The sequence below is a fragment of the Muricauda sp. SCSIO 64092 genome, assembly GCF_023016285.1.
Lineage (GTDB): Bacteria > Bacteroidota > Bacteroidia > Flavobacteriales > Flavobacteriaceae > Croceivirga.
Map to the genome: position 1 here is coordinate 3856583 of NZ_CP095413.1, position 12411 is coordinate 3868993.

13 protein-coding genes are annotated in these 12411 nt (G+C 41.8%); 11 read left to right on the forward strand and 2 right to left on the reverse strand.

The features are described from left to right. Positions 1–3 precede the first annotated feature (3 nt). From L0P88_RS16070 to L0P88_RS16105, 8 genes are all read left to right on the forward strand, one after another. Complete coding sequence (locus L0P88_RS16070) at positions 4–546, forward strand: DUF1599 domain-containing protein (protein ID WP_247130947.1); 543 nt, start codon at positions 4–6, stop codon at positions 544–546. Beyond that, positions 543–1640: a BT_3928 family protein gene (locus L0P88_RS16075; RefSeq protein ID WP_247130948.1), complete on the forward strand. Its 1098-nt coding sequence runs from the start codon at positions 543–545 to the stop codon at positions 1638–1640. The genes L0P88_RS16070 and L0P88_RS16075 overlap by 4 nt, the downstream gene beginning before the upstream one ends. Before the next feature lie 82 nt (positions 1641–1722). Further along, positions 1723–2472: a triose-phosphate isomerase gene (tpiA, locus tag L0P88_RS16080; protein ID WP_247130949.1), complete on the forward strand. Its 750-nt coding sequence runs from the start codon at positions 1723–1725 to the stop codon at positions 2470–2472. Then, positions 2473–3303: a 50S ribosomal protein L11 methyltransferase gene (prmA, locus tag L0P88_RS16085; protein WP_247130950.1), complete on the forward strand. Its 831-nt coding sequence runs from the start codon at positions 2473–2475 to the stop codon at positions 3301–3303. Positions 3304–3321: 18 nt separating this feature from the next. Then, positions 3322–3597, forward strand: coding sequence for an ATP-dependent Clp protease adaptor ClpS (locus L0P88_RS16090; RefSeq protein WP_158779809.1), 276 nt, complete (start codon positions 3322–3324; stop codon positions 3595–3597). A 236-nt stretch (positions 3598–3833) separates the two neighbouring features. Next, complete coding sequence (locus L0P88_RS16095) at positions 3834–4430, forward strand: hypothetical protein (RefSeq protein WP_247130951.1); 597 nt, start codon at positions 3834–3836, stop codon at positions 4428–4430. A gap of 363 nt (positions 4431–4793) precedes the next feature. Next, the gene (locus L0P88_RS16100) at positions 4794–5021 is read left to right on the forward strand and encodes a hypothetical protein (RefSeq protein WP_247130952.1); all 228 of its coding nucleotides are present in this window, start codon (positions 4794–4796) and stop codon (positions 5019–5021) included. 113 nt (positions 5022–5134) lie between these two features. Next, positions 5135–5986 carry a sugar phosphate isomerase/epimerase family protein gene (locus tag L0P88_RS16105; protein ID WP_247130953.1) on the forward strand — a complete coding sequence of 284 codons (852 nt, stop codon included), beginning with the start codon at positions 5135–5137 and terminating at the stop codon, positions 5984–5986. 132 nt (positions 5987–6118) lie between these two features. Here the strand turns inward: L0P88_RS16105 and L0P88_RS16110 are convergent, their stop codons facing one another. Then, positions 6119–7153, reverse strand: coding sequence for a right-handed parallel beta-helix repeat-containing protein (locus L0P88_RS16110; protein ID WP_247130954.1), 1035 nt, complete (start codon positions 7151–7153; stop codon positions 6119–6121). A 148-nt stretch (positions 7154–7301) separates the two neighbouring features. On the opposite strand from L0P88_RS16110, the gene L0P88_RS16115 reads away from it, so the two are divergent. The 3 genes from L0P88_RS16115 to L0P88_RS16125 all read left to right on the forward strand — a co-directional run bounded on the left by L0P88_RS16115 (position 7302) and on the right by L0P88_RS16125 (position 11658). Then, on the forward strand, positions 7302–8579 hold the full coding sequence (locus tag L0P88_RS16115; RefSeq protein WP_247130955.1) for a hypothetical protein: 1278 nt from the start codon (positions 7302–7304) through the stop codon (positions 8577–8579). Positions 8580–8824: 245 nt separating this feature from the next. Continuing rightward, entirely contained in the window at positions 8825–9463 is a 639-nt protein-coding gene (locus L0P88_RS16120) for a TetR/AcrR family transcriptional regulator (protein ID WP_247130956.1), read from the forward strand. Continuing rightward, positions 9460–11658, forward strand: coding sequence for a beta-N-acetylhexosaminidase (locus L0P88_RS16125; RefSeq protein ID WP_247130957.1), 2199 nt, complete (start codon positions 9460–9462; stop codon positions 11656–11658). Before L0P88_RS16120 ends, L0P88_RS16125 begins: the two co-directional genes overlap by 4 nt. Before the next feature lie 160 nt (positions 11659–11818). Here the strand turns inward: L0P88_RS16125 and L0P88_RS16130 are convergent, their stop codons facing one another. Beyond that, the gene (locus L0P88_RS16130; RefSeq protein ID WP_247130958.1) at positions 11819–12400 is read right to left on the reverse strand and encodes an HD domain-containing protein; all 582 of its coding nucleotides are present in this window, start codon (positions 12398–12400) and stop codon (positions 11819–11821) included. Positions 12401–12411: the final 11 nt, after the last annotated feature.

Genomic DNA, 12411 nt, shown 5'->3' on the forward strand with positions numbered 1-12411 from the left:
TAGATGCAGCAAACCTCAAAACAATACGATACGGTTATAGAAACGTGTCGGGAACTCTTCAAAAAAAAGACAAAAGATTACGGCACCGCATGGCGGATTTTACGGCTTCCGTCATTAACGGACCAAATTTTTATTAAAGCCCAACGCATACGTGGTCTTCAGGAAAAAGAGGTGCAGAAAGTGGATGAAGGGGAACGTTCCGAGTTTATTGGGATCGTCAATTATTCCATTATGGCATTGGTCCAGTTGGAAAAAGGGGTGGCCGATCAGCCCGATTTAAGTCCAAAAGAAGCTTTGGAACTATATAATGGGCAGGTAGCAAAAACCAAAAACCTGATGGAGGCCAAAAATCATGACTATGGGGAGGCCTGGCGTGAAATGCGGGTCAGTTCCTTGACCGATTTGATCCTTCAAAAATTATTACGGGTAAAAGAGATTGAAAACAATAAAGGCAAGACCATCGCCAGTGAGGGAGTGGATGCCAATTATCAGGATATGGTCAACTACGCTGTATTTGCTTTAATTCACTTGAACGAGGAAAAATGAAGTATTTAGTAGGATTTTCACGGGTTTTTGTAGGGGTGCTTTTCATTATTAGTGGGTTCATTAAACTAAATGATCCGGTAGGTTTCTCCTTTAAGTTGGAAGAGTATTTTAGCCCTGCGGTACTGGATTTTCCCTTCTTGGAGCCTTACGCCCTCGCCATATCCATATTTGTGGTCATTGTGGAGGTCCTGTTGGGTGTGATGTTACTTCTGGGATTTAAACCCAAGTTCACCATTTGGAGCCTTTTGGCCATGATCGTGTTCTTTACCTTCCTAACATTTTATTCGGCCTACTATAACAAGGTCACGGATTGCGGGTGCTTTGGTGATGCCGTAAAGCTTACGCCCTGGGAGTCTTTTGCCAAGGATATTGTGCTTTTGGTTTTGATATTGATTTTGTGGAAGGGATCAAAGTATATCCAACCCTTGTTTTCCGATAAGTACAACTGGATTGGAATGGGTGTGGCAACCCTGTTGTGTATCTGGTTTTGCAACCATGTATTGAACCACTTGCCATCCATAGATTTTAGGCCCTACAAGATAGGGGCAAACATTATGGAAGGAATGATCATCCCTGAAGATGCCCCCAAGCCCGTTCAGGAGTTTTCCTGGAAATTCAATCAGAATGGCGAGGAAAAAGTATATGTTACCAATGGCGCCTATCCCAATGTGGAAGGTGATTTTATTGGAGTGGAGACCAAGGTCATCCAGGAAGGTTACGAACCTCCCATTCATGATTTCACCATAGAAAAAGAGGGTGGGGATTATACAGAGGAGATGCTCCAGGAACCAAAACTGGTCATGGTTATTGCTTATGATTTGGCCAAAAGCGACTTGGAAGCCTTTACGGAAGTCAAGGAACACACGGACAAGGCTTTACAAAATGGGTACAAGGTTATTGGAATGTCTGCCTCGGGAGGGGACGAAAGCAATGCCGTGATCCAAGAGTATGATTTAAACTTTGATTTCTATTTCACGGATATGACAACCCTTAAGACCATTGTACGTTCCAATCCGGCCATCTTGGTTTTGGAAAAAGGGACCATCCTGCAAAAAAAGCACCATAATGATTTTGATGCCTTGGAATTCGATTAATGAGTTCAAAATAGTTGGTGGTAAGAAGTACGTATCCAAATTTTTAAAACTTATAAACTGAACACATAAAAACAAACAACACATGAGAACCCAAATAGTAGCTGGCAACTGGAAAATGAACAAAAATCTGGACGAAACGGAAATATTACTTTCCGAACTCTCCGCTAAACTCCCTGATTCAACGGCCGAGGTCATTGTGGCGCCAACTTTTGTGAACCTGGCATCCACGGTAAGGCAGTTGCAAAATTCCGTAATTCAGGTTGCTGCCCAAAACATGCATTTTGCGGAAAATGGTGCTTATACCGGTGAGATTTCGGCGGACATGCTCTTGAACATTGGAGTGGAGATTGTGATTTTAGGCCACTCGGAACGTCGGGCCTACTTTGGGGAAGATGACGCGCTGTTAGCTAAAAAAGTCAATACCGCACTGGACAAAAACATGCGGATTATTTTCTGTTTTGGAGAAGAACTTGAGGAACGTAAGTCCGGAAACCATTTCTCGGTAGTGGAAAGTCAACTTAAGAACGCCCTTTTCCACTTGGACCAAAGTCAATGGAATAACATCATTTTGGCCTATGAGCCCGTTTGGGCCATTGGTACAGGGGAGACCGCTTCACCGGAGCAAGCCCAGGAAATGCATGCCTTTATAAGGAAAACCATAAAAGATGCGTACAATGATGAAGTTGCCGAGGGGGTTGCCATTTTGTACGGAGGTAGTGTTAAACCCAATAATGCGGCCGAAATCTTTTCCAAACCGGATGTGGATGGTGGACTTATTGGAGGAGCATCGCTTAAATGTGATGATTTTACTGCCATTGTTGAGGCCATTTAAGTGTCGTATTTAGAATATAGGTTCCTGGTAAGGCCACTACAACCTGCCTCGGACATGCTTATGGCCGAGTTGGGTGAATTGGGTTTTGAAAGTTTTGTCGAAACGGACAATGGGGTTTTGGCTTACGTTCAAACGGATCAAAGCCCGCACGAAACGGATATAGATTCCCTATTTGTGGCACAGCATCCCGATTTTGAAATATCATGGTCCTTTACCAAAGTCGAGCAACAAAACTGGAATGCCGAATGGGAGAAAAACTTCCATCCCATAAGTGTGGGGAATCGGTGTAGGATACGCGCTCCATTTCATCCCCATGAAAATGTGGAATTTGATATCGTCATAGAACCAAAAATGAGTTTTGGTACGGGTCACCATGAAACGACCCGTATGATGTTACAGTTGCTTTTGGATGAAAACATGGCGGGCAAAAAGGTACTGGACATGGGGTCTGGGACTGGAGTTTTGGCAATTCTAACCGAGATGATGGGTGCAGATAATATCATGGCCGTGGATATTGATGTCTGGTGTTTCGAAAATGCCCGGGAAAACGTGGAACGTAATCAATGCAAAAAGATACAGGTAGTACAAGGGGATGCCCATGTGCTGGGAAACGAAAAATATGATTTGATTATCGCCAATATTAATCGGAACATCCTGCTGAAGGATATTCCGATATATGCCTCTTGTTTAAAAAAAGCCGGTGACTTATTTCTTAGTGGCTTCTATTTGAACGATTTGGATATGATATCTGCAAAATGTGGGGAGTTTAATTTAAAACTTGAAAAAAAAATAGTGGAGAATGACTGGGTTGCCGTAAAATATGTACATTAGAGGAAGAGTATTAGGTAAATGGGACTTAAGGAAAAACTTTCTGAAGATCTTCTACTTGAGGAAGAAGTGGTCAAACAAAACGAAATCATCCTTTTTAATGATGACGTAAATACCTTTGACCATGTCATTAACACCCTAATTGATGTCTGTGAACATTCCCCCGAACAAGCGGAACAGTGTTCCCTTATTGTGCACTACAATGGAAAATGTACGGTGAAGACCGGGGAATACGATGATTTGAAACCACGATGCAGTAAGTTATTGCAGGCAGGCCTTAGTGCAGAAATCGTATAGTCCTTCAAAGATTGCCCCAATTTTTAGGCGCCTGGGTATTGTTCGGTCCATTTTAGTTTTAGTTATTCGTATGATTTTTTGATCTCGAATGTCAAGAATAGCCGCAAACACACTTTAAAATAATTTCGAGTATTATTAAAAGTGAATCTTTATGAAAAGTTGTAAAGTTCGCTTTTGAATTGTATTAATTTTAGGGAACAAACAGAATTAACCGTTTTCAATCTCCAGCAATTTAAATGAGTGAGTTTTTCAAGGCTGAACTCAAGGACAAGTTTCTAGAATATGCCCACGGGCGGGATGATTATTTTGAAGTTCAATTGCTTTACGATGAGTTCCTAAGGCCCAATTACAGTCTACAGTACGTGGAAAAGCTACTTAGGGAAATTATTGACCATGACCACAACCTGCTGGATATCATGAGTGGCAATGGAGTTAAAATCTTTATGTTGTCATCAACGGCATATACGGAGGAGTTTTTGGAAGAAGGAGGCTTTAAGGATCTGTATATTGAAGAGGAGGAAAGGTGGGATATTTTTTTGGAACAATTGTCAAACACCAGAAGGCTTAGTTCCGAGGAAAAAGCCGATCTGGGTCGGACGGAAAAGGCAATTTATAAAAGGGAACGTTTATTATTGTTCGGTTTAATAGGCGCAGTAACCTGTAGCTTTTTATTTACGGTATACAGTCTCCTTAAACCTTTGTTTTTGAAAACGGAGGTATCAAGAATTGTGGAAATAGAACAAAAGCTGGAAGCCATGGAACATCAAAATAAGGGGTTAAGGCAGGAATTGGATAGTGTGCTTCAGTTGTATGAAAAAAAAATCCCCCAATAGATTACCGCCGTTTTGCATGTCGAAAAGTGTGGATGCGGGATATGGTCCGTGGTGTTTTCAATAGCCTATAAACAGGGTTGGGCCTGGCCATCAAAATTCGCTTCAATCGGTCCATTTCCACCTTTGTTACATGAACCATTCGGGTTCCAAAAAATCCTATGCTTGCATTATATTTTTGTGATTTAAGGATTTTTTATGACTTTACTTTTAGGAGAATTACCTATATTGGCTCGCAATGTTAAATGTATTCTTTTTAACCTTAAACAAAGTTGAGGTTGTAATAGCAATGCCTTACAGATGACCCATAAGCCTAGAACATTTTTTATTGCTTTTGGAATTTATTGATTAGAAATTATTAATGAAATGACTGCAGATTTATTGGAAAAGGCCACTGAATTTGAAAATAGGACCCTGAGTCACATGTCGACAAGTGATCGGGTTGCTGCTTCAAGAGAGGCCAAACAACTTATTTTAGCGATTAACGAAATATATAAAAAGACAAAGGATGCCAGTTTAATGGATACCATGAAACGGCTGACGGAAAAGAAACGAAAGATAGAGAAACGCCTTAAGGGCAATCCCCTAGCTTAAATGAAAGGCCCATCAATAGCGATGGGCCTTTTTTTCTTGGAAATACCTGTTCTTACTTCCAATTTTCTTACCTTTTTAGGAACTGAACGAATCAAGGATATAATATCAATACAATGATCAAAAAATTTTTATGTATAGGCCTATTGGGCCTTTTTGTTACACTCAACGCACAGGAAAGGCTAGGGGGATTGGCACTTTACACCGTAAGGTATGATATGGGCAAAGATGCTATGGGGACCTTGGAAAAAGTGGCCGAAATAGGCTATGCAACCATCGAGGCGGCCGGCTATGACGGCGGAAAGTATTATGGTATGAAGCCCCAACAATTTAAGGAGGCCCTTAAGGATTTAAAATTGCATCCTTTGAGTACCCATCAGAGTTCCATTACCCTAAAAAATGCTGATAAGCAGTTTTCTGCTGCCAAGGAGGCTGGGTTTACCTACTTTGTGATTCCCATACCGCCCATGGGAATGTTCACTTTTGATCAGGCCACAAAGACCATGGGGATGAAAGGGTCTGTTAAGGACCTGGCAAAGATTCTCGATGAACTTGGAGAGAAAGCCGCAAAGTACGGTCTTCAATTGTTGTACCATAACCATGATTTTGAATTTAAGCCCAATGACGATGGGGTAATACCCATTGATTATCTATTGGAAAATGTCAATCCGGAATACGTTAATTTTGAAATGGACCTGTTTTGGGTAACCAAGGCAGAAGCCGATCCCGTTGCTTATTTTGAAAAATATCCTGGACGATTCAAATTGTGGCATGTTAAGGATATGGGGGACAACGGATTATTTGCTCCTGTGGGTGAAGGCAATATAGACTTCAAGAGAATTCTCGACAAAAAGGAACTGTCAGGTATGGAGGGCTATTTTGTGGAACAGGACATGACTTTTGATAAAAAACCGTTGGAAGCAATAAAAATAAGCCATAACGGGCTAAAGGAAATAGGGTTCAAGTAACACAGCAAGACATATCCAGAGGAAAGCCCGCATTTGCGGGCTTTTCCTTTAATGGTAAACCGTGTTTTGGACCTTTCAAGGGGGTACTTCACCTCGCAAGTGCGTCCAATTGCTATATTGGGAACAGGGAATTCAGTCTTCCATAAAAATACCTGCCCTTAGTTTTTTCGAATTGGAATCATCCGTTAGGTGCAGGTGTTTCTTGGGCAGTACTACGGTCTTGTTTTCAATGAGCGCTACTTTCCCTTTTCTCTTGATGGAGGAGTCATTGATATTTGGTTTTGAAATGGGTACAATATGCTGATTTTCCCTGGACCAATATCCAACATAACCATCGTTGTCCACAATAATACTGTTTTGTAATGGGGAGGAATATTTCAAATCCTCGGAACGACCGACGATAAAATTGTTATTGTCCACAATGACATTGTTGGTAAAAGTAAATGGCATGTCATCCGGCCCAAGCCAAAATGCACTTTCGTAACTCTTGGTAATAATAGTGTTCCTAACCGTGAATCCATCAACATTATTGAATAACAATATGCCATTTCTACATTCATGGAAAATACAATGCGATACCGTGGTATTGGGTCCGTGAAGGTAAAGCCCGGCCTGGATTGCGGCTCCTTCCTTATTCCCTATAAAATAGCACTGTACAATCTCTAGATCCCCTAAATCCTTGTCTTCTTTTGCAATTGGATAGTAGTATGGCGTTGCTGGGTTTCCATTTCCCAAAAACTTTAGCCCACGGAAAGTAACATGTGGGGAGGCCACCAAAAATCCCAGGCTGTGCGGAAAAATGGTTTCTGAGTTGTTTCCAGAAACCGATTGGATTTTTGGCATTTTTTCCTGTGTCCAATCCACAGCATCGGGCAGGTGTACCGCTTCAATGATGAATCGTGTTGTGTCCGTCATGACCCGAACAGGATTGATATCTATTCTATCTTCCAAGGTATAGATTCCCGGAAATAGTTTAATGGAAATAGTGCCCGTTCCTGTCAAGCTATTTGCGCGGGCAACCGCTTTTTTGATCGTTTGTAGAGGAAAATCCTTTGTTGCCGGGTTATGGTCATTTCCGTTTTCAGGGTCAACGTAAAGGTCCTGTGAAATGAGTTGATGGGAAAAGCTTAAAAAAAGGATTGAAAGAATGCAAAAGATTTTTTTCATGATAATTATTCTATTTTTGACCGTTGCCAAAGGCTTTGTGGAACCGTATTTCAATACCAATCTACACCAACCTTTGGGGTATGTACAAAGAAGTTCCGTTCACGTTTGTTCATCTTCATTCATAAAGTATAATTCATTGTAGGTCAGAATGCTATCTTTTGAAAAATCAATTGCTATTTGTTTAAAAACCGTGGAGGAACGGTTTGATAAAGGAGGCAGTGAACAATGGTCCACCCAAGATTTTGTACAACTGGCCGAAGCGATACATGCCAAAACCGGGACCTTGTTGAGCGTATCGACATTAAAGCGGCTTTGGGGGAAGGTAAAGCACAACACAAAACCCAATCGTTCTACTTTGGATGCCTTGGCCCAGTATATAACATATGGGGACTGGGTGGATTTTATGAAATCATTGGAGAAAAAAGAACCTCGGATTTTCCCTGCCGGGAACGTTGAAAAGCGGAAATCAAAAAAGGTACTATGGACCGTTTTTGGTCTTGGGATACTATTGGCGATTTTGGTGTATGCTTTTCGGGGAGGATTGGATGCTGAACCAGCAAGGTTTTTTGGGGATTTTTCCTTTACAAGCAAGGTAATAAGTGATGATATTCCTAATTCCGTGGTCTTTACCTTTAATCCGGTCAACGTTCCGAAGGGTGCAAAAGTGGAAATCCAACAGAGTTGGGACGCTCGGAAGCGGACACCTATCGATAACCTGGATAGTGTTGCAACCAGTATCTACATGAGACCTGGCTATTTCAAAGCAAAGCTGGTCGTGGATGATTCCATTGTGGCTGAAGATGATGTGTACATTCCAACGGATGGTTGGTTGGGGCTTATTGAACGCGATCCAAAACCAATATACCTTGAGAGCGATGAGATACACGTTGACCAGAACCTGGCCATAACCCCTGAGGTACTACGTCCCTATGGAATAGATCCTTTAAAAGAAGAGACCTGGGTAAGTTTTTATAATGTCCGCGATTTTGGAGAGTTGTATACTGATGGTTTCACGATGGAAACCAGCGTAAAAAACACCTGGGACCAAGGGATGGGCAAATGCCAGAATGTTCGAATAGCAATTTTGTACGATGGTGGGGCCATCATAATTCCGCTTTCCGCAAAAGGTTGCTCCTCCAATCTGGGAATCATGGCCTTTAACGACCAAATTATTGATGGAAAGAAAAATGACCTCTCTGGGTTTGGCGTCGATTTTAACGAGTTTCAGAACCTCAAATGTGCCTTCAAAAACGAACAATTGGAATTTTATGTCAATGGGGTGGAGGTGTTTTCGATGGATACTGCCAAACTCCATAAAAGAATAGTCGGAATCGTTTACCATTTTGAAGGCTCCGGAGCAATCAAGGAGTTGCTATTTAGCAATGCCGAAGGGATTGTTTATCAGGAAGCGTTTACTTCACCTTGAATTTTTTGATGGGCATAGGGACAACATCAAAGCACCTATCCAAGAGAAAGGACAAATCCCTGGATTCAGATATCGGTGATGCCAGTATTTCAACAATGCTATGTCGTCTGGGCAATACGACCCCATTTTCTGGATTGATAATTCAGAAGTCGACGGAATTGCCTTGCTGTATGGATTAATGGAAAATTTGATTTCCTCAATATTTTCCATTAGTTTTGGAAAATATCTAAGTCAAAATATTTTCCATGCCAGTTACGGAAATCACCGATAAGGAAATTGCCGATATCGCCTTACATCAATTTTTAAAGGACGGTATTCAAGAGTTTACCATTAAAAAATTAACGGCACTAACGGGCATTTCAACCAAAACGGTGTATAAAATCTTTGGTGACAAGACCAACCTGCTCCGAGTATGCCTTACCACTCACTATTCCCGGCTTTTTAAAATTCTTCGGGAAAAGAATTCCGAAGCAAGTAATCCCGTAGTTTCGTTTTTAGAGATCTTATATTTCATTGCAGAGCTCGAGTTTAAGGTGAATCCAAAGTTCTATGCCGATCTCAACAAGTACTATCCAACACTTCAGGATGAAATCATAACAACAAATCAAGACGCAGAATTCCTTTTTGCACATGCAATTGATCAAGGCATACGTCAAGGTTTTTTTGAAAGCGAAATCGACCCCAAAATTGTGCTGATAAGTTTGCGGCAGCTGTATGCCAGTATTACCAGGGACCGGCTTTTTGAAGGGTTCGATTATCCGGTCAAAACGCTTTTGGACAATACCGTTTACCTCTTTATTAAGGGGATGTGTACGCCTTTAGGGCTGCAAAAACTCCATGAATTTACAAAACAAGGAATACATAATTCACAACGATCATCATGAAAAAGGCACTTAAAATTTTAGGATATTTACTTTTGGGCGTACTCCTTTTTGTTATAGGCGCTGTCATCTTTTTTACCTCCAAATACGATAAGGCATCAGAAGTTATCAACGAACGGGAAAAGGTATTTGCGGAAACTGATGTTTCTTTTTACCGTTTTGAGATGGAAAGTGATTCTATAAACGAATGGATGCTATTGCCCGTTCCAAAAAGAATCATACCCAGAGCGGGAAATTTTGCTTGGCCTGCCCAATGGGAAATCGTTTCGGATATACCAAAATCCAAGGATTGGGTCGAGCGTCTTCTTGAGATTGATACCGATATGGGGGACAGCACAGCTTCAATTCGATTTTTAGAGCGTAAGGATTTGGATCCCGAAAGCTATGAATTCACTATTGGTCCCAAGGGCATTGAAATCCACTATTCCGATGAGGCAGGGGCCTATTATGCCGTGGTTAGCCTGTGCCATCTAAAAAAACAGTTTCCCGATACCGTTGAATCCGTTCAGGTGTTGGACCAACCGGACTTGTCCATTAGGGGGTTTATGTTGGATATCAGCAGGGATAAGGTGCCCCAGCTACACACCTTAAAAAATCTTGTGGACAAGCTTTCCTTATTGAAATACAACCATCTGCAATTATATGTTGAAGGTTTTTCATTTGGTTATCCCAGCTTTAAAGGGCTGTGGGAGGGGAAAGAGACTCCCTTGACGCCAGAAGAGATTAAAGCGTTGGATAGCTATTGCAGTGAACGATTTATTGAATTGGTCCCCAACCAAAACTCATTGGGCCATATGCAACCCTGGTTGGAGACATCGGAATATGCCCATTTGGCCGAATGTCCCGATGGTTATGAGATCATGCCGATGCAAAAGGTGAAAACCACTTTGGACGTCAGTAATGAGGAAAGTATTGCGCTAATTGAGCAAATGATGGACGATATGTTGCCCAATTTCAGTTCGGGCAAATTCAACGCCAACTTGGATGAACCTTTTGAACTGGGGCATTGCAACAACTCGGATTTGGCCGAAGAAGTAGGGGTGGGCCAACTTTATCTTGATTTTGTGGTAAAGGTATACGAGTTGGCCCAAGATCGGGGGAAGGAATTTTGGATGTGGGGGGATATCATCGGAAAACATCCTGAGCTATTGGATAGTCTGCCCAGTGACATTACGGTTTTGGAATGGGGCTATGAAGCGGAACATCCATTTGCAAACAATACGGAACGCATTAAGCAAGCTGGTTTTAATTTTTTGGTCTGCCCTGGTACCAGTAGTTGGATGACACTCACCGGTAGAACCGATAATATGCTGGGAAACATTGAAAACGCTGTGCTTAACGGTATGAAGAATGGGGCAAGGGGAATGTTGCTTACGGATTGGGGGGACCTGGGACATTGGCAGTATTTGCCCATTAGCTACCCAGGTATTGCCTATGCCGGTGCCATTAGTTGGAATGGCAATACGTCCAGAAACCTGTCCTTGGAGAGGTATTTGGACAACTACATATTTGAGGAAAAGCATCGGAATCTGGGTGAAATCGTTATGGATATGGGACAGTCCTATCATTACGAGGAGTTTCATATGCCCAATTCAAGTCTTAACTTCTGGGCCTATCAATTTGGGATTTCCAATCCGGTCTTACAGGAATCCATATATGGTGCTATAGAAAAGAAGATTCCTGAATTGATCGGGGATAGTCTTGCCGATATCCTTGTTCAAAGTCGCTTTCAAAACCGAAAACGGTTTGAGGTGGAAGCGTTACATCAGCACCTGGACAAGATAGAGTCGGATTTGAATTATTTTGTTGATGAAAAGAGTCTTTCGGGAAATTCCATGGGGGATGGGGGGGAAAGTCAAACGGAAAACCAACTTAGAAATGGAATTCAAATGGTCCGTTTGGGAGCGGAAATGAGGAAGTATAGTGCAGAAAAGGAGGATTGGACAAGTGAAGAACGATTGGCCCATTTGACAACAATGAAGAATCGGTTGAATTCCATACAGGAAGAACACCGTCGCTTATGGCTTATCCATAACAAAGAAGGTGGACTGGACAGAAGTATGAAGTCCTTTCGGAAGTTGGATACGGAATTGGAACGGCTTATAAAAGTAGAGAATGGCAGTGCTTTTGGAAAGAAAATGGAACGTTTGAAAGAGAAGGTTATAGGAGGTGCGGTCAACTGGTTTTTGGAGGAATAGGGAATTCCGCGGTTTGGGGAAATGTAGGGATCTCATGTCTACTGCAAACCTAAGGGCGCGGACCAAAAAAAGGAATGCCAAAGGTAGAATTTAAAGATTGAGTTCCATAAAACGTTTATTTGCCGAACCGGAAAGAAATGGTCGCCCCTACAACCTAAAATCAACGGTATATATTGGAAATCTTCACCTTTTTGGGTTCTAAGACGTTCTTCCCATACGCTGTAAAATAGCTGTGATCTTGTAAAAACTTGTTATTATTCGCTATCCATTCTTCATCGGAATACGTCAATCCAAGTTCCATTTCCCATTCGGAGCGCAACATTTCCCGGTATATTGGATAGCTCTCAAAAGATAAATGGATAAGGTCTGCGTCACATACCACTTGCTCCAAAATATGTTTTGGACTTTGGGGTATTTTTGTTGCACCGATACAACCCAGAACAATAGTGGTTTTATCTTCGGGATATTGGTGTTCCGATAACCATTTGCGTGCGAAGCGCATACTTACTTCTTCATGGCCGTTATAACATTTTATATGCCCCAAATCATGGAAGACCGCTGCAAGCAAAACCATTTCCAATTCATCTTCCGTTAAATTCTCCGCCCTGCCAATCCTTCCGGCACCCTCCAACACCGTTAAGGTATGGTGTAGATTGTGGAACACCCGATTTTTGGGCTGTTCGGCAATAATTAACTGCGCTGCAAAGACGGCTGCACGAAGTACGATATTTTGATTTTCCATTTTGCGAATTT